The sequence below is a fragment of the Pantoea sp. Lij88 genome (genome assembly GCF_030062155.1).
GTDB lineage: Bacteria > Pseudomonadota > Gammaproteobacteria > Enterobacterales > Enterobacteriaceae > Pantoea.
In genome coordinates this window covers 500,689-519,418 of the sequence record NZ_CP118267.1, presented here as the reverse complement: position 1 = coordinate 519,418, position 18,730 = coordinate 500,689, and the positions used below count along the sequence as shown (strand labels likewise).

Annotated in this window: 13 protein-coding genes; 7 read left to right on the top strand and 6 right to left on the bottom strand. The window is 57.5% G+C overall.

Annotation, left to right across the window (positions count from 1 at the left end; all coding sequences use genetic code 11):
• Positions 1 to 148: 148 nt before the first annotated feature.
• Positions 149 to 1,795 (top strand): class I fumarate hydratase FumA, encoded by a 1,647-nt coding sequence (gene fumA, locus PU624_RS02690; protein ID WP_283544751.1) that lies wholly within the window; start codon positions 149 to 151, stop codon positions 1,793 to 1,795.
• 286 nt (positions 1,796 to 2,081) lie between these two features.
• Here fumA and PU624_RS02685 read toward each other — a convergent pair whose 3' ends face one another.
• Both PU624_RS02685 and PU624_RS02680 read right to left on the bottom strand, forming a co-directional pair.
• On the bottom strand, positions 2,082 to 2,738 hold the full coding sequence (locus tag PU624_RS02685; RefSeq protein ID WP_283544750.1) for an SDR family oxidoreductase: 657 nt from the start codon (positions 2,736 to 2,738) through the stop codon (positions 2,082 to 2,084).
• Between the two features lie 88 nt (positions 2,739 to 2,826).
• Positions 2,827 to 3,894 (bottom strand): SDR family oxidoreductase, encoded by a 1,068-nt coding sequence (locus PU624_RS02680; RefSeq protein ID WP_283544749.1) that lies wholly within the window; start codon positions 3,892 to 3,894, stop codon positions 2,827 to 2,829.
• A 100-nt stretch (positions 3,895 to 3,994) separates the two neighbouring features.
• On the opposite strand from PU624_RS02680, the gene PU624_RS02675 reads away from it, so the two are divergent.
• The 4 genes from PU624_RS02675 (at position 3,995) to iolG (ending at position 8,606) form a co-directional block, all read left to right on the top strand.
• Complete coding sequence (locus tag PU624_RS02675) at positions 3,995 to 4,897, top strand: LysR family transcriptional regulator (protein ID WP_283544748.1); 903 nt, start codon at positions 3,995 to 3,997, stop codon at positions 4,895 to 4,897.
• Positions 4,898 to 5,217: 320 nt separating this feature from the next.
• Positions 5,218 to 6,660, top strand: coding sequence for a sugar porter family MFS transporter (locus tag PU624_RS02670; protein ID WP_283544747.1), 1,443 nt, complete (start codon positions 5,218 to 5,220; stop codon positions 6,658 to 6,660).
• A gap of 97 nt (positions 6,661 to 6,757) precedes the next feature.
• On the top strand, positions 6,758 to 7,585 hold the full coding sequence (locus PU624_RS02665; RefSeq protein WP_283544746.1) for a TIM barrel protein: 828 nt from the start codon (positions 6,758 to 6,760) through the stop codon (positions 7,583 to 7,585).
• A gap of 10 nt (positions 7,586 to 7,595) precedes the next feature.
• Positions 7,596 to 8,606, top strand: coding sequence for a bifunctional inositol 2-dehydrogenase/D-chiro-inositol 1-dehydrogenase (gene iolG, locus PU624_RS02660; protein WP_283544745.1), 1,011 nt, complete (start codon positions 7,596 to 7,598; stop codon positions 8,604 to 8,606).
• Positions 8,607 to 8,716: 110 nt separating this feature from the next.
• Here the strand turns inward: iolG and yfiB are convergent, their stop codons facing one another.
• The 4 genes from yfiB to malT form a co-directional block, all read right to left on the bottom strand.
• Positions 8,717 to 9,190 (bottom strand): outer membrane lipoprotein YfiB, encoded by a 474-nt coding sequence (yfiB, locus tag PU624_RS02655; protein WP_283544744.1) that lies wholly within the window; start codon positions 9,188 to 9,190, stop codon positions 8,717 to 8,719.
• Positions 9,191 to 9,203: 13 nt separating this feature from the next.
• Positions 9,204 to 10,412, bottom strand: coding sequence for a diguanylate cyclase DgcN/YfiN (gene dgcN / locus PU624_RS02650; protein ID WP_283544743.1), 1,209 nt, complete (start codon positions 10,410 to 10,412; stop codon positions 9,204 to 9,206).
• Between the two features lies 1 nt (position 10,413).
• Positions 10,414 to 10,971 carry a regulatory sequestration protein YfiR gene (gene yfiR / locus PU624_RS02645; protein WP_283544742.1) on the bottom strand — a complete coding sequence of 186 codons (558 nt, stop codon included), beginning with the start codon at positions 10,969 to 10,971 and terminating at the stop codon, positions 10,414 to 10,416.
• Between the two features lie 225 nt (positions 10,972 to 11,196).
• Positions 11,197 to 13,899, bottom strand: a complete 2,703-nt coding sequence (malT, locus tag PU624_RS02640; RefSeq protein ID WP_283544741.1) for an HTH-type transcriptional regulator MalT — start codon at positions 13,897 to 13,899, stop codon at positions 11,197 to 11,199.
• Between the two features lie 281 nt (positions 13,900 to 14,180).
• On the opposite strand from malT, the gene malP reads away from it, so the two are divergent.
• Together malP and malQ are read left to right on the top strand one after the other, a co-directional pair.
• Positions 14,181 to 16,583 (top strand): maltodextrin phosphorylase, encoded by a 2,403-nt coding sequence (gene malP / locus PU624_RS02635; protein WP_283544740.1) that lies wholly within the window; start codon positions 14,181 to 14,183, stop codon positions 16,581 to 16,583.
• A gap of 8 nt (positions 16,584 to 16,591) precedes the next feature.
• Positions 16,592 to 18,667, top strand: coding sequence for a 4-alpha-glucanotransferase (gene malQ, locus PU624_RS02630; protein ID WP_283544739.1), 2,076 nt, complete (start codon positions 16,592 to 16,594; stop codon positions 18,665 to 18,667).
• The last annotated feature ends 63 nt before the right edge of the window (positions 18,668 to 18,730 follow it).

Genomic DNA, 18,730 nt, shown 5'->3' with positions numbered 1-18,730 from the left:
ACATGCAGATCAACGCGTTATAAGATACCATTCCTGCACTTCCCCACCGCATCCGCGGTGGGGAAGCATAATAAACGATTAATTCGCCTATGATGTTGCGCCCCGCAGCCTGCACGCGGAGGTTCAGCCGGTCATTAAGTGAGAAAAAATGTCGAACAAACCTTTTGTCTATCAGAACCCTTTTCCGCTGTCCCACGAAGATACTGAATACTATTTGCTGAGTCGCGAGCATGTCTCGGTCGCTGAGTTTGAGGGTCAGGAGATCCTGAAAGTCGACCCGCAGGCACTGACGCTGCTGAGTCAGCAGGCCTTCCACGACGCCTCTTTCATGCTGCGTCCGGCCCACCAGCAGCAGGTTGCCTCCATCCTTGAAGATCCGGACGCCAGCGACAATGACAAATATGTCGCCCTGCAGTTTTTGAGAAACTCTGAAATTGCCGCGAAAGGCGTGCTGCCGACCTGTCAGGATACCGGCACCGCGATCATCATGGGCAAAAAGGGCCAGCGCGTCTGGACCGGCGGTGGCGACGAGGCCGCGCTGTCACAGGGTATCTACAACACCTACATTGAAGATAACCTGCGCTATTCACAGAATGCCGCGCTGGATATGTACAAAGAGGTGAATACCGGCACTAACCTGCCAGCGCAGATCGATCTCTACAGCGTCGATGGCGATGAGTACAAGTTCCTCTGTATCGCCAAAGGTGGCGGCTCCGCCAACAAAACCTATCTCTATCAGGAAACCAAAGCGTTGCTGAGTCCGGGCAAGCTGAAAAATTACCTGGTCGATAAGATGCGTACCCTCGGCACCGCGGCCTGTCCGCCTTACCATATTGCGTTTGTTATCGGCGGCACCTCGGCTGAAAGCACCCTGAAAACCGTTAAGCTCGCCTCGACGCACTATTACGATGGTTTACCGACCGAAGGCAACGAGCATGGTCAGGCGTTCCGCGACGTACAGCTGGAGCAGGAACTGCTGGAAGCCGCGCAACAGCTCGGCCTCGGCGCGCAGTTTGGCGGAAAATATTTCGCCCACGACATCCGCGTGGTGCGTCTGCCGCGTCACGGTGCGTCGTGCCCGATTGGCATGGGCGTCTCCTGCTCGGCTGACCGTAACATCAAAGCGAAGATCAACCGTGAAGGTATCTGGATTGAGAAACTGGAATCAAATCCAGGCCGCTTGATCCCGGAAGCGCTGCGTCAGCAGGGCGAAGGTGAAGTGTTGCAGGTCAATCTTAACCGTCCGATGGAAGAGATTCTGGCGCAGCTCTCTGCTTATCCGGTCTCTACCCGCCTGTCACTGACCGGCACCATTATCGTGGCGCGTGATATCGCGCATGCCAGGCTCAAAGAGCGCATCGATAACGGCGAAGGATTACCGCAATACATCAAAGATCACCCGGTCTATTACGCCGGTCCGGCCAAAACGCCAGAAGGTTATGCGTCCGGTTCACTCGGCCCGACCACTGCCGGACGTATGGATTCCTACGTGGATCTGCTGCAGGCCCACGGCGGCAGTAAAATCATGCTGGCGAAAGGCAACCGCAGTCAGCAGGTAACCGATGCCTGTCATAAACATGGCGGCTTCTACCTGGGCAGCATCGGCGGTCCGGCCGCGGTTCTGGCGCAGCAGAGCATCAAAAGTCTGGAATGCGTGGAGTATCCTGAGCTGGGCATGGAAGCGATCTGGAAAATCGAGGTGGAGAACTTCCCAGCCTTTATCCTGGTCGATGACAAAGGTAATGACTTCTTCCAGCACATTGAGCGCGCCCACTGCGCGAAATGCGTTAAGTAAACCCTGCGTCAGATAAGACAAAAGCCCCGGATTCGGGGCTTTTTTGTTGAAAGAGTAAGGGCTATTGGCGGTCAGAGAGTCTGCGCAGGGAGCATGCTTAGAACCTGAATCAGTATTCGCCTTGCAGCAACGAAAAAACTCAATGCGCAGGGAGCACGGTCAGAGGAGGAAAGCGTCCCGCACCAGGGACGGTGCGGGTCGAGCGTGTCATGGATGACGGCTTTTGCGTCTTTCCGATCTGACCGCGTTCCCTGAGCAGGCTCGATCCAGCAACAACCCTACCTTTCTATCCCCGCTGCAACCTCTGCAACGCTACCTCAATCGGCACATCACCTTTGGTGAGTTCAATGATCTGATACTTAATCGCCGGATTCTCAATCAGCCCGACCAGCGTTGCCGCCACATCTTCGCGTGGGATCTCACCATAGGGAATCGCCAGGTCAGCATGAACCCGACCCGTACCGGCTTCATCGGTTAGCGTACCCGGCCGCATGATAACCCACTCCAGCGGACTCGCCACCAGCTCGGCATCCGCCAGGCGCTTCACCCGCATGTAATTCTCAAATCCCTCTGACGGGGTTTTGCCACGACCGGCATCGGGAAAAGCGGACACCAGCATAAAGCGGGAGACCCCCGCCTGCTCAGCTGCGGCTACCGCCAGTTTCAGCCCTTCACCGTCAATCGCATTCGTCAGCTCGATGCCTGCTCCGCCCGCGCCCGCCGTAAAAACGGCCACGTCGTGACCGGTCATCAACTCTGCCAGTGCCGTCACGCTCAGCTGCTGAATATCTCCGGCAACAGGCTTTGCGCCTGCGGCCTGGAGCGTCTCCGCCTGTTCCGGTTTACGGTGCAAGGCCGTCACTGCATGGCCTTTGCTGCTCAGCTGACGGGTCAGCTGTTGGCCAACCTTGCCCGCCGCGCCGATAATGAAACATGTCGCCATAGGATCCGATCCTCCTTTCGCTGATGGGGTGCCAGAGTATAGCCTCTGCCAGAAACGAAACAGGCGCCTGTTACGGCGCCTGATGGGTTTATTCCGGAATCACTTTTTCCGCTTTTAGCTTATCAAACAGCTGAGTAAAGGCGTCGAGCGTGCTGCGGTAGCCGATGAAGCCCGCTTTACGGCTTTTACTCATATCGGTAAAGGCTTCCATCGGACGACCCAGGTCGGCATCGGTATGCCACCACGAGGCCAGCTTAGTCACATCCGCCTCACGCAGCTGATGCTGCTCTGCAATCGCCTGCCATGCACTGGCGGCTTCCTGCATGCGATTTTCCAGCGGCATCATCTGTGCCGGGAATTCTGCGGCTTCGATACCGAAATACTCAGCCAGTTTTGGCCACATCCAGTTCCAGCGGAACACGTCGCCGTTTACCGCATTGAAATCCTCATTAGCGCCATTCGGGGAAGTGGCCGCCCAGTGCAGCTGCTCAGCCAGCAGACCCGCATCGGTCATATCAACAATGCCGTTCCACTGCTCTGGTGAGCCTGGGAAGATAAACGGCCAGCCCTTCTCTTTGCACAGCGTTGCGTAAACCGCCAGCGTCTGACCCATATTCATCGCGTTACCCACAGCATGACCGATAATGGTATGCGGACGGTGCACGCTCCAGCGGTAGTCATACTTCTCTGCGCCCGCGAAGACTTCATCTTCCTGCGCGTAGTAGAAGTTATCGACCGGCTGGCGGCCCTGCTCTTCACGGAACGGTGTTACCGGCACCGCGCCTTTACCGTACGCTTCAAACGGACCCAGGTAGTGCTTCAGGCCAGTCACCAGCGCCACGTGTGAACCCTTCAGGCGATCGCCCAGAGCTTCAATCACATTGCGCACCATGCCGCCGTTCACGCGGATATTCTCTTTCTCATTTTCCTGACGCGCCCAGACACTGAAGAACAGCGCATCGGGTTTAACTGATTTCAGTGCGTCACGGACGGCTTCCGCGTCGGTCAGATCGGCGGTCAGGCTGGTGGCGCCCTCAGGTACTGCACCGCGTCCGCGAGACAGACCGGTGACCTCCCAGCCTTCATGTTGTAATTTTTCTGCCAGTGCGCGGCCGATAACGCCGCTGATGCCCACAATCAAAGCCTGCTTTTTCATTTGATTTCTCCTCATTTTGCGTAATGCTAAGCCTAATAGAGAATTCAGTTCTTATCTCTGGCATTTATTCACAGCATTCTCAACCTGAGTTCATTAATCGATGCACGATCATCGCCTCAAAGATATTCTGCCGTTCGTTGCCAGCGTTGAGTGTGGCAGCTTTACCGCCGCGGCTGAGCGTCTGCACGTAACCGGATCGGCGGTCAGTAAAAGCGTCAGCCGCCTGGAGACGCGCCTCGGCTCGCGGCTGCTGGAACGCACGACGCGCAGCCTGCACCTCACCGACGCAGGTAGTGCTTATTATCAGACCTGCCTGCGCATTCTGGAGGATCTGGCCGAAGCCGAAGCGGTGCTGGCTGCCCAGCGCATTATTCCCTCTGGTCGCCTGCGCCTGGCAGTGCCCACCACCTATGGCCGCCTCAACGTCATGCCGCTTATGATGCCCTTTTGCCAGCAGCACCCGGAGCTTGCGCTCAGCCTGAGTCTGTCCGATCGCTTTGTAGACCTGTTTGAAGAAGGCGTGGATGTGGCAGTGCGCATCGGCGGCGCGCCCGACCTGCCAGCTTCGCTGGGCTGGCGTAACATGGGCCGCGAGCAGATGCAGTTCTGTGCTTCTCCCGCTTATCTTGATCGCGTGGGACGTCCGGAGAATGAAGCAGAACTGCTGAACCATCCCGCGATCCTTTATGAACGCGTGGATGGCACGACCAAACCCTGGCTGTTTACCACCGAGGATGGTCAGCCAAACTGGCGTGAGGTGCCGTTCCGGCTGGCACTGGGCGACGTCGATGCCCAGCTTCAGGCGGTTATCGCCGGGCTGGGTGTGGCCCAGATGCCCTCCTGGCTGATTCAGCGCGCCGTAGCAGCCGGTGAGCTGGAGATTATTTTGCCGCATTTGCAGCCGGACGGACTCACGCTGAGCGTGGTGTGGCCACGACGCAAACAGTTCCTGCCGAAAGTGGACGCACTCCTGTCGGCATTAAGTGCCCTCGCCATTCGCTGACCCTGCTTAATACACCTTATCGCGGTTGGGATATTTCATCCTGACCGTATTTCATTTATTCACCCTGCCGCTATTTCCCGCCTGTTTTGTCCTGTCTGAAACGCGTCCATCTTATTAACACGCACAATAACCCGCTTAAATTTAATGCTTTTATTTTCACTCTGATGGAATCCCATCAAAATAAAAAGGGCGAAAGGCTTGAGCTCACATAATGAAAACTAAGTTTCAAATATAATTTAACCCGAAATAAAAATATCAGTAGGGTGATGGCTTCTTCATGTTCTGACGTTTTGTCTTTGCCGTTATTACCAGGAGTATGCATGGAAAAAGAACTCTATATCTCGTCGAACCCGGCCTCCGGTCCAAATAGCGCCACCCGCACCGAGCCTTTTGTGAAGATTATTGCGCTGGTCGCCACCCTGGGCGGATTGCTGTTTGGTTATGACACCGGCGTGGTCTCGGGTGCGCTGCTGTTTATGCGCGGGGATCTGCATCTCACGCCGTTTACCACCGGGCTGGTCACCAGCTCCCTGCTCTTTGGCGCGGCCTTTGGCGCGCTGGCGGCTGGTCATCTGGCGGATGGCCTCGGCAGACGACGCATTATCATCGCGCTGGCACTGATCTTCGCCCTGGGGGCCGTCGGATCAGCCCTGGCCCCGGATGTCACCTGGATGATCGCCTCACGCCTGTTCCTGGGCTTTGCCGTAGGTGGCGCAGCGGCCACCGTGCCGGTCTACATCGCAGAAATCGCGCCCGCCAACAAACGCGGCCAGTTGGTCACCCTGCAGGAGCTGATGATCGTCAGCGGTCAGCTGCTGGCCTACATCTCTAACGCCACCTTTAACGATATCTGGGGCGGCGAAAACACCTGGCGCTGGATGCTGGCGCTGTCGATTGTCCCCGCCATTCTGCTCTGGATCGGCATGATATTTATGCCTGAAACCCCACGCTGGCACGTCATGAAAGGCCGCAGTCAGGCCGCCCGTGAAGTACTGGAGAAAACCCGTGCCGCCGAGGATGTGGAATGGGAACTGGAAGAGATTGATGAAACCATCGAAGAGAACCGCCAGCGTGGCAAAGGCCGCCTGCGCGATCTCGCGACACCCTGGCTGATGAAAATCTTCCTGCTGGGCGTGGGTATCGCCGCCATTCAGCAGCTGACCGGCGTCAATACCATCATGTATTACGCCCCTACCATGCTGACCGCCGCCGGGCTGAGTAACGATGCCGCGCTGTTCGCCACTATCGCTAATGGCGTGATTTCGGTGGTGATGACGCTGGTGGGTATCGGGTTAATCGGCAAAGTGGGCCGTCGCCCGCTGGTGCTAATCGGGCAGATGGGCTGCACCTGCTGCCTGTTCTTCATCGGGCTGGTCTGCTGGCTGATGCCGGAATACCTCAATGGCGCGGTCAACCTGCTGCGGGCTTATCTGGTGCTGGCGGGCATGCTGATGTTTCTCTGCTTCCAGCAGGGCGCGCTGTCACCGGTCACCTGGCTGCTGCTGTCGGAAATTTTCCCCGCGCGGATGCGTGGCATCTGTATGGGCGGCGCGGTCTTCTCGCTGTGGATCGCTAATTTCGCCATCTCCATGGCCTTCCCGCTGTTATTAGCCGCATTTGGTCTGGCCGGTGCCTTCTTTATATTCGCGGCAATCGGCATCGGCGGTTCTGTTTTTGTTGTGAAGTTTATTCCCGAAACCCGGGGAAGAAGTCTTGAGCAGGTCGAGCACTATTTCTATGCGCTTTATAACGGCAAAAAATAGTGCCTGAACGCTGCGCAGAAAAAAATCACGGCCTTCGTCATTTCGCTGACGGCCCGATTGCTATTAACACCGACACCCTACATGCAAGGAAACAGTTATGAGCCTGAATATTCCCAACGCGCGCTTTTGCATCAACCGTAAAATAGCGCCCGGCCTCACCCTTCCTCAGTTTTTTAAACTGGTCAGCCAGCTGGGTATTCACAATGTCGAGCTGCGCAATGATATGCCCAGCGGACGCGTGACCGACGATCTCACCGGCGATGAGGTGAAAGCGCTGGCGCGTGAGTCAGGCATCCGGATTGTCACCATCAATGCGCTCTACCCGTTTAACCAGCTGAATGAAGAGGTGCTGCAGCGCGCCCGCCAGCTGTTAAGCGATGCGCAGTCGGTCGGTGCAGAATCGCTGGTGCTCTGCCCGCTCAATGACGGCACGCCCATCAGCGCCGCCGACACCGTGAGCGCACTGAAAACCCTGGCCCCGCTGTTCGCCGATGCGGGCATTCAGGGACTGGTCGAGCCGCTGGGCTTCCCGCAAAGCTCACTGCGCTCGGCAACCCAGGCGCAGACGCTGATCCGTGAAGCGCGCGTGCCGTTCAGATTACTGATCGACACCTTCCATCATCATCTGTTTGAGGATGCGGAGCAGACCTTCGAACAGGAGATAGACATTCAGCAGATCGGTCTGGTTCACCTCTCCGGCGTCACCGACCCGCGCCCGCTCAGTCAGCTCACCGACGAAGAGCGCATTATGCTCAGCGCAGATGACAGATTGCGCAGCAAAGAGCAGGTCGGGCGGCTGGAGAAGATGGGCTACACCGGCCTTTACGCCTTTGAGCCGTTCTCCTCCGTGATGAACAGCTGGCAGGCAGCGGACATCACCCGTGAAATTCGCGACAGCATCCAGCTGTTGAACCACTCAGCTTAAGGAGATCATCATGACAATTAACATGGGTGTTATCGGCACCGGCGCAATCGGCCGCGAACATATCCGCCGTTGCAGCACAGTTTTACAGAATGCGCGCGTGGTGGCTCTCAACGACATCAACCGCGACAACTGCCAGCAGATTGTGAACGAACTGACGCCGGAAGCGCGTATTTATGACCATGCGATTGATCTGATCAACGATCCGCAGGTCAACGCGGTGCTGGTCACCTCCTGGGGTCCGACGCATGAAGCCTTTGTGCTGGCCTGTATCGAGGCAGGCAAAGCGGTGTTCTGCGAAAAGCCGCTGGCGGTCACCGCACAGGGCTGTATGAACATTGTGAAAGCAGAAATTAAAGCGGGTCGTAAGTTGGTGCAGGTCGGCTTTATGCGCCCCTATGACAGTGGCTACCGTGCCCTGAAAGCGGTGATCGACAGCGGTGAGATTGGCGAGCCTTTGATGCTGCACTGCGCGCATCGCAACCCGGAAGTGGGCGACAGCTACACCACCGACATGGCGATCACCGACACACTGATCCACGAACTCGATGTGCTGCGCTGGCTGCTGAATGATGACTATGTCAGCGTGCAGGTGATCTTCCCGCGTAAAACCCGCAAGGCGTCGTCACACCTGCGCGATCCGCAAATCGTGCTGCTGGAGACCGCTAAAGGCGCGCGCATTGACGTCGAAATCTTTGTGAACTGTGAATATGGTTACGACATTCAGTGTGAAGTGGTGGGTGAAAGCGGCATTGCCCGCCTGCCGGAGCCGGTTTCTGTGCAGACGCGCAGCGCGGCAAAACTCTCGACCACCATTCTGACGGACTGGAAAAAGCGCTTTATCGATGCGTATGACGTGGAGTTGCAGGCATTTATTAATAACGTCATCAGCGGTGAGATGACCGGTCCTTCAGCGTGGGATGGTTACGCCGCTGCGGTTGCGGCAGATGCCTGCGTCGCGGCGCAGACGTCCGGAGAGATTGTACAGGTTAAGATGGCGGATAAACCGGCGTTTTATCGCTGACAAAAACAGTGCACGGCGGGCTCCGCCGTGCGTTTACCTTTCCCCTTAACAGCAACGGGTCACGCTTTTAACACCCCCGCAGAACCGCACTCAACATGGCCACTCGTCTGTCACGGGGCCGTGATCACAATCGCTACGCGCCGGTTTTGTGCACGCCCTTGTGCGCTGTCATTGCTGGTCACCGGCGCACTCATGCCCAGGCCACGTGTGACGATATTTTCGCGGGGTATCGCCGCGCCGACAGCCCACTGTGCCGCAACCGCATTCGCTCTTTTTAACGACAGCTGCTGGTTGTAATCGGGCTTGCCGTAATTATCGGTATGCCCGTCGATGCGCACATGCTCAATACCGGTCGACGCCAGGTTCTTCGCCATCCCCTGAATCGTGCTTTTACTGGCCGGAGTCAGTTCTGATTCATTTACGCCAAACAGAATCTTGTCGGATAAGCCTAATCCCCAGCCTTCCATGTTCTGAGTGAATCCGGCACTTTTCATCGCGGCGATTTGCGCCTCACTGAAACGCTCTTTCGACTGACAACCGACCAGCGCCAGAGTAAGCAGCATCAGGGAAATGTTCTTCTTCATATTCACGCCTTATTTACGCTTTATTTGTTCGCTTATTCTTGTACATATTCATATCGGCTCGTTCGAGAATGGACTCGACCGTGTCACCGTGCTGTGACCAGGCGTAGCCGATAGTCACCGAGGTCGAAATCGGCATGCCTTCTGCAATGATAATTTTTTCCATAATGACGTCATGAATGCGCTGCATAAGTTGCTGTAACGCCGCCTCACTGGCCTGGCTGCTGACCAGCATGGCAAACTCATCCCCGCCTAATCGGGCGACTAAATCCTGCTCAGACGCGAGTGACAGCAGGCGCGACCCTATCGCTTTTAATACCTCATCCCCGGCGGCATGGCCCCAGTTATCATTGATGCTCTTGAAGCGATCGCCATCCAGAAACAGCAGAGCAAAGCGCTCGTGGGCATATTGCTGATCGAGCAGCTGAGTCAGTCGGGCGGAGAAGGCACTGCGATTCGCCAGGCCAGTCAGTGGATCTTCCAGCGCTTTGGCGGCCAGCGAGAGATTGTCACGCATCAGCGACGCCTTCAGCGACTGCATCTCCATCAGCAGCGAGTTCAGGTCATCTGAAAAGAGCTGAAATTCCCGGATCGGGCCACCCGGAATGCGCAGCGAAAAATCGCCAGAATGAATCACATAGTGAATCGAGCTGGTGATGGTGCGCAGCGTCGCGATCATGCCCCGATGCAGAAATTCACTCAGCAGCAGTGAGATAAGCAGTACACAGAGCATCCCGCTGGTCAGAATCAGGAATGAGTAACGAATAAAACTGACCGCGCCGGTCACCGTGCCTTCCAGCGTCAACGTGCCGACAGCCGCGTCAGCGTGAATGATATTAACGTTGAGCGGTTGGTGATAAATCCATTCACGTAACAAACGCGAATACCAGCCCGTCTGTTCCTGCCGCGCATTCCACCGGACCAGAACAATCTGATCACGGGTGACCAGCTTCGCCGAGGCGTACATGCCCTGATCGCCAAGCCGTTCGATTTTATTTCGCGCGTCGTAACTGTCGGCAAAAACGGTAGCCGCCGTCAATGTGGTACTTAACGTCGAGCCAATTAATTCGAGATTTCGTTTCTCATAATTTTTAATAAACAGCAGTGATGTTGATGAAAGCAATATCCAGCACAACAGTAATATCACCGCTGAGTTGATGGTGCTTATTTTCCGCAGTTTATTGCGGATAGAGGACTTGTCATGTCTTAATTTATCGAATTTCATCTTATTCGCTTCCCTCACGGGAGAGCAAAAGCACATCCGGACTCACCCTGACACCGCTTCGGGAGAGCGAATCAAGATTAACGGAAAAATGCGTATGGTCAGGTTGAAAAATCAGGCAAAAAGCCGCGCCCACAGTGCACTCCGCATTGTTCTCAGCAAGCGTCAGAACGGCTTTGCCCTTAAACTGCTGAATAGCCTCTACCTGCTGCTGCGGCGTCTGATCGCCGAAATAAACCACATCGCATCGATGCTTTCCGATATCGCTGACGTCAGCCAGATAGATAACGGTGAATGTCGGAGCCGGAGGTGCGGATTTTTGCGGCAAAGAGAGATGCCGGGCGGAAGATAACGCGCATAATTCAGGGCTTTTTACACCCGGCCATTGGGTAAAACTGATAATACCGCTGACAATACGATTGGCTTTGCCATCGTTAATCTCGGCCCAGGCAAAATGCGGGACAAACAGCAGCAAAATAAGAGACGTAAAAACGATTTTGCAGATGTGGCGCAGCAGAAGCAGCACATCGATTTCATGATGAATCTGATATTTATCTATCATACTGCGTTCCAGTAATACTACGCACGGCAGGAGACCTGAATAAGCGCGAAAATATTAGCACAGCGGCAGTTACAATTGTAAACAGATTTTGGATCGCTGTAGTTATTAATGGCACTATTTTGTTGTGTGATCGCGCCTGTATTCGCGCGATACACGTCAGATCATCCCGGCATCCAGACGCCCGTCAATGACATTCCTGCATCCTTCCCCGGAGGGCCTGTTAATTCAGACGTAGCCCATCATTTTCAGCAGTGACTGCACCTGATTCATCGCTTCGCTGCGGTGGGTTACGCCCAGTTTTTGGTAGAGGTTGCGGATATGCGTTTTGATGGTGGTCGAAGCCACCGCCAGCTCACCGGCGATTTGATCGTTACTGTAGCCCGAATAGATCAGTCCCAGCACCTGCCATTCACGTTGCGTCAGCGGGCTGGTGCGGATCAGTTCCGGCACGTCCGGATGGTTGAGCAAACGGCTGACGAATCCTTCATCGAAATGGGCGAATTTGTGACGGTGATATTTGTTGATCTCCAGCAGGATGCGGCGGGCGCGGTGGCTGTCCAGCTCATTCAGGGTATTCAGCTGAATCAGCTGCCGCAGTTGCTGCGCCATCATCTCCCCTTCAATCACAAAATGGCTGATAAAACCGGTGCTGCGCGCCAGTTTAAGCGCTTCAATCAGCACGCGCTGCGCCTCCGCTTTGCGGTCGGTCTGCCAGAAGATCTGATTCAGCAGCAGCAGATTACGGTTTAAATCGCTCATCAGCCGCAGGGCGCGGGCATTCTCATTCAGCTCCTCCAGCACCACTTCTGCCTGACTGACGTCACCCAGCAGTATCTGCGCGCGGGCGATGTTACGCCACTGCCCCTGCAGAAAATGGTTGTTGGCGAAGGCGGGTTTAGGGGTCTGCCGCATCCAGTCGCGGGCGTTCTGGCTGTCGCCGGTCATCTGCCAGTAGATCACCCGGACTTTATCGGCATTGGCGATCCAGTCGCTGTGCCAGTTGCCGTTGTTCAGCAGGTTTTCCAGCCGGTTCAGGTAGCTGCGGGCGTTATCAATATTGCCGCGCGCCAGTGAGCACTGCACCAGCAGTCCCAGACACTGAATCTGCTGCTGCGGCTGATAACCGTTCAGCACCTTAATGCCTTCGCGCGCCGCCTGCTCCGCCTCTTCCAGCCGGCCCCAGGCCCACAGCAGCTGAGCGCGAATGCGCAGCAGAAACTCATGCAGCGGGAACTGCGCCAGATGCTGCTCTTCCACCAGCACAAAGGCCCGGCTCTGAATCTCATAAGCGGCCTGCAAAAAGCCCTGCGCAAACAGAATCTCACTCTGCTGAATCATGCTCCAGAGGGCGTAATGCCACACCTCATCACGACGCGCCATCTGTTCGGTCTGCCGCATCAGCTTGAGCGAATCATCCAGCTCGCCTTTACAGTGCATCACTTCGCCATGCACTGAGGTCGCCACAATGCGGCTGTAGTGACGGCTGGCTGGCAGCGTGTCGAGTGCCACTTTCGCCAGCCGCTCCGCTTCATCGGTATTACCATCGTTGATCGCCACCTGGGCGCGCAACGCATTAAATTCACCGCGCAGGGCTGCATCAATGTCGCAGCGGCTGGCCTGTTCAAATCGTGCCAGCAGACTGTCAACTTCAGAGAAGCGATGCTGAGTCTGCATCAGCCACGCCTGCAGCAGCACCAGCATCGGATTCTCCAGCATCATCTCCCACGGCAGCGCTTTCAGGGAGTTCTCCAGCAGCGGCAGCTCGCTCTGATTAAACAGCGTCCAGGCGTGCTTCAGCAGCACGTCCCGCAGCATAGTGGCATCGCCGGAGGCGAGTGCATGATGAATCGCCTCGCCCGGAAATCCCTGTGCCATCCAGCTCTCTGCCGCCGCCCGATGGAGCACAGGCAGCTCCGCCGCCAGTTCCCACTGACAGCGCTGACGCAGGAAGTTGCCAAACAGCGGATGGTAGCTGAACCAGCAGCCGGAATCGTCCATGCGCTGCAGAAACAGCCCCTGACGCTCGATCTCCTCCAGTCGCATCTGGCCGTTCTCTTCGCGCGTCACGCAGCCGATTAACTCATCGTTCATCGAGCGCAGCAGCGCGGTTTTGAGTAAGAAATGGCGGGTGGGCAGATCGACGTTATCCAGCACCTCCTCCACCAGATAGTCGGCGAGATGGCTGGCGTTGATTCCGGAGAGACGCCGGGCGGAATGCTGAGCCGAACTGGCACCCTGTCGCGCCGACAGCACGATCAGCTGCAGCGCCGTCGCCCAGCCCGCGACATCATCACAGAGCCGGCTGCTCTCCTCACTTTCCAGCGGCGCCGCCAGCCGGCAGTCAAAAAACTGACGCGCTTCCTGATGGGTAAAAGCCAGCTGCTGGCTGCCCAGTTCAATCAGTTGCTCACGTACCCGCAGGTTAGCGATACCGAGCTGCGGCAGATTACGTGACATCAGAATCAGGGTGAGATTTTCAGGCTGATGGCGCAGGAAAAAGCGCATCGCGTCGTGAATGACCGGATTGGTGATCAGATGGTAGTCATCTACGATCAGCCACAGCGGCTGCTGCCACTCCACCAGTTCGATAAACAGCTGAGAAAACAGCGCATTGAGATTCACATACTGCCGCTTCTGCGCCAGCAATTCACTGCGGGGACAGCCGCCGTGAGTTGCCTGTTGCAGTGCTGCGATCAGGTAATCGGCAAAGCGCTCCGGCTGATTATCGCCCTCGTCTAAAGAAACCCAGCCCAGATCGCTTTTGCCTGCCGCCCACTGCGACACCAGTGTGGTTTTGCCGTAGCCCGCCGGACTGGTGACCAGCACCAGCCGGTAGTTACCGGCAGCGGTGAGCTTTTGCAGCAATCTTTCACGGATGACGGTGCCTTCAAGACGGACCGGGCGGCTGAGTTTGGCGGGTATGAGCATGGGCGCGCGTTTCTCCATTCGTCGAGCGCATCATTATTTTACGCTTCGTAATTATTCCTTACACAGGTTCAGCATTTCGTCTGATGAATGCAAGCAAACCCATTAACTAAACTTTACAAAAGCGTGCGCTATCACACTCCTTCAATGATTTAGGAAAAGCCTCATCCTCTCCACCCTCCCTATCCTCCTGCCCTAATTCTTTGCAGGAGGATGAGCGCGCGTTTCCGCACGGGCAGACTGTCGTCACATTGACCTACTTTCTGTTTTTACAGGACATAACCATGACACAGCCCGACTTCAACCCGATTCAGTTCAATGCTGCCCTGACACGTCAGTGGCAGCGTTTTGGCCTGCGCGATGCGCAGGAGATGACCCCTGCACAGTGGTGGCAGGCACTCAGCGGTGCGCTGGCCGATATGCTGGCCGCGCAGCCTGCTCCGCCGGCCGCGACAGAACTGCGTCACGTTAACTACCTGTCGATGGAGTTTTTAATCGGCCGCCTGACCGGCAACAACCTGCTGAATCTGGGCTGGTATGACGCGGTTAACGACGCGCTCTCTGCCTGGAATATTTCACTGACCGACGTGCTGGAAAACGAAACCGATCCGGCGCTGGGCAACGGCGGCCTCGGTCGTCTGGCGGCCTGTTTCCTGGATTCGATGGCGAATGTGGGCCAGCCTGCAACCGGCTACGGCCTGAACTATCAGTACGGGCTGTTCCGCCAGCGTTTCGAACAGGGTGCGCAGGTAGAAGGCCCGGATGACTGGCAGCGCGATTGCTACCCGTGGTTTAACCATAACGCCGCACTTAACGTCCGTGTCGGACTGGGCGGCAAGGTGGTGACGGTGGCGGGTCAGCCACAGTGGCAACCGGCGTTTGAGCTGATCGGTGAAGCCTGGGATCTGCCGGTAGTTGGTTTTGAAAACGGCATCAGCCAGCCACTGCGTTTGTGGCAGGCGAAGCATGCTCAGCCATTTAACCTCAGCCGCTTTAACGACGGTGATTTTCTGCGTGCCGAGCAACAGGGCATTGATGCAGAAAAACTCACCAAAGTGCTCTACCCCAATGACAATCATCAGAACGGTAAAAAACTGCGTCTGATGCAGCAATATTTCCAGTGCGCCTGTGCGCTGGCTGACATCCTCCGTCGCCATCATCTGGCCGGACGCCGCATCGAAACCCTGGCCGATCACGAAGTGATCCAGCTTAACGACACCCATCCGACGCTGGCGATCCCGGAGTTAATGCGGCTGCTGCTGGATGAGCATCAGCTGAGCTGGGAGCATGCCTGGCAGATCACCCGGCACACCTTTGCCTACACGAACCACACCCTGATGCCGGAAGCGCTGGAGTGCTGGGATGTGCGGCTGGTGCGCAGCCTGCTGCCGCGCCATATGATGATTATCAACACCCTGAACGCGCAGCTTAAGGCGGCCGTTGCGGCACGCTGGCCGGATGATGAGGCGAAATGGGCGAAACTGGCGCTGGTGCACAATAACCAGCTGCGGATGGCTAACCTCTGCGTCACCAGCGGCTTCGCGGTCAATGGTGTGGCGGCGCTGCACTCGAAACTGGTGGTGCAGGATCTCTTCCCGGAATATCACCAGATGTGGCCGGAGAAATTCCATAACGTCACTAACGGCATTACGCCGCGCCGCTGGATTAATCAGTGCAACCCGGCACTCAGTGCGCTGATCACCCGCACGCTGACAAAGCCCTGGCTGAACGATCTTGATGCCCTGCAGGGACTGGAAGCCTTTGCCGATGACGCCGCCTTCCGCGCAGAGTATCGCGCCATCAAGCAGCAGAACAAACAGGCGCTGGTCGGCTGGATCAAAACCCGGACCGGCATTGAGATCGACCCTACCGCGCTGTTTGATGTGCAGATTAAGCGCCTGCATGAGTACAAACGTCAGCATCTGAGCCTGCTGCACATCATTGCGCTGTGGCAGACGCTGGTCATCGATCCGCAGGCGAACCGCGCGCCGCGCGTGGTGCTGTTTGGTGCCAAAGCTGCACCGGGCTATGCGCTGGCGAAAAACATCATCTATGCCATCAACAAAGTGGCAGAGGTGATCAATCAGGATCCACGCATCGGCAACCGCCTGAAAGTGGTGTTCATTCCCGATTACAACGTCTCCGTCGCCGAGCGGCTGATTCCGGCCGCTGACCTGTCTGAACAGATCTCTACCGCCGGTAAAGAGGCCTCCGGCACCGGTAACATGAAGCTGGCGCTTAACGGTGCGCTGACCATCGGCACGCTGGATGGGGCAAACGTCGAGATCGCCGAGCAGGTCGGCAGTGAAAATATCTTTATCTTCGGGCATACCGTGGAACAGGTGGTGGCGTTAAAAGCGGGCGGCTATGCGCCGGACAAGTGGCGCAAAAAAGATCCGCAGCTTAATCAGGTGTTACAGGCGCTGGAAGATGGCACCTTCAGCCAGGGTGATCTCCACGCCTTTGACGCGATGCTGCACAGCCTCGGCCCGGAAGGCGGCGATCCTTATCTGGTGCTGGCTGACTTCCAGCCCTACCTGGACGCGCAGGCGCAGGTGGAACGGCTGTGGAGCGATCAGGAGGCCTGGACGCGTGCCACCATCCTCAATACCGCTCGCTGTGGCATGTTCAGCTCCGATCGCGCCATCCGCGATTACCAGCAGCACATCTGGCAAGCGAAACGCTAAGGAACGCCATGAAAAGAGATCCGGTTATGGATGATTTTTCCCTGGCGGGTATTGCCGCTGAGTATATCAATGCTCACGGCAAGCCGCAGGCGATAACGAGCCAGACCCGCCAGCGTTTGCTGGCGGTGATGCAGCCTCCGAATCCGCTGAGCACGCCGTTGCCACCGGTGGTGATTTTTCGCAGCGGCGAACTGCTGAGCCTGTCGCCCCAGCTGAGTGATGATGCCCACTGGCACCTCACCAGCGAGGCGGGTGAGATCAGCTCGGGTCGCTGCCAGCCCGCGCAACCGCTGCATCTGCCGCCGCTGCCCGAAGGCTATCATCAGCTGACCCTGCAACAGGGCGCGCTGCAGTGGGCGTGCCGGGTGATCATTGCCCCGGCCCGCTGTTATGAACCACCGGCACTGCTGGCGGGTGAATCGCTGTGGGGCGCCTGCGTGCAGCTTTATACCCTGCGCTCGGCGCAGAACTGGGGCATCGGCGACTTTGGCGATCTGCGCCGGATGCTGCCGGAAGTGGCCGCGCGCGGCGGCGCGTTTATCGGTCTTAACCCCATCCATGCGCTGTTTCCCTCCAGCCCGGAGAGCGCCAGCCCTTACAGCCCTTCGTCACGGCGCTGGCTCAATGTGATCTACATTGATGTGAGCGCCGTGCCTGACTTCCAGTTGAGCACCGCCGCGCAGGCCTGGTGGCAACAGACGGAAACGCAGCAGATGCTGGCGCAGGCACGCGCAGCCGAATGGGTCGATTATGCGGCGGTAACCCGGCTGAAAATTCAGGCGCTGAGCCTGGCGTGGCCGCAGTTTACCCAGCGTGACGCCGCCGATCCTGAGGTGCAGGCATTTAACGCATTTATCCGTGAAGGAGGCGAAAGCCTGCTGCATCAGGCGCTGTTTGATGCGCTGCATGCCGACCAGATGGCGCAGGATAGCGGGCGCTGGGGCTGGCCGGTGTGGCCGGAGGCGTTGCACAATCCCGGCAGCCCGGCGGTGCAGGACTTTTTGAAACAGCATCAGGATCAGGTGCGCTTCTGGCTCTGGCTACAGTGGCTGGCCGCTCAGCAGTTTGAAAGCTGCTGGAACAGCTGCCAGCAGCAGAAGATGCCGATTGGCCTTTACCGCGATCTGGCGGTAGGCGTCGCGCAGGGTGGCGCAGAGACCTGGAGCGAACGGGATCTTTACTGCATGGATGCCAGCATCGGTGCGCCGCCCGATATCCTCGGCCCGCGCGGCCAGGACTGGGGATTGCCGCCCATGGATCCGCAGGTGATGCGTCAGCGTGCCTGGGAGCCGTGGATCGCCCTGCTGCGCGCCAATATGCGCCACTGCGGCGCGCTGCGTATCGACCATGTGATGGCGCTGATGCGGCTATGGTGGATCCCGGCCGGTGAAAGCGCGATGCACGGGGCTTATGTGCACTATCCTATCGACGATCTGCTGGCGATTCTGGCGCTGGAAAGCCAGCGCCATCGCTGCATGGTGATTGGCGAAGACCTTGGCACCGTGCCGGAAGCGATTGTCGATAAGCTGCGGGATGGCGGGGTTTACTCCTACAAAGTGCTCTGGTTCGAACAGACCTCAGAAGCCGGTTTTCGTCCGCCCGCCAGCTGGCCCCGGCAGGCGATGGCCGTCGCCACCACGCACGATCTCCCGACGCTGCGCGGCTGGTGGCAAAGTGACGATCTGACCACCGGCGCGCAACTCGGTCTCTATCCGGACAAAGTGGTGCTGGCCGGACTGTATCAGGATCGACTCCGGGCGAAACAGGCGCTGCTGAATAGTCTGCATCGGGTCGGCGCGCTCCCGAAACGTGCCGGCCGCGATGCACGCCGAACCGGCATGAGCAAAGCATTAAACCGGGCGATGCAGCGCTATCTGGCGGACAGCCACAGCGCCCTGCTGGGTCTGCAACCGGAGGACTGGCTGGATATGGCCGCGCCGGTGAATATTCCCGGCACCAGCGACGAGTATCCGAACTGGCGTCGCAAGCTGAGCGTCGATGTTGACACGCTGTTCGGCGATACGGAAACCGGGACGTTGTTGCGGGATCTGACGGCACGCCGCAGGCGGTCAGTGCAGAACTGAGGCGGAGCGCTTCAGTACACCATAAAGCCAAGCCAGCGCGCGCCAGGGAGGGCGTGCGCCGCC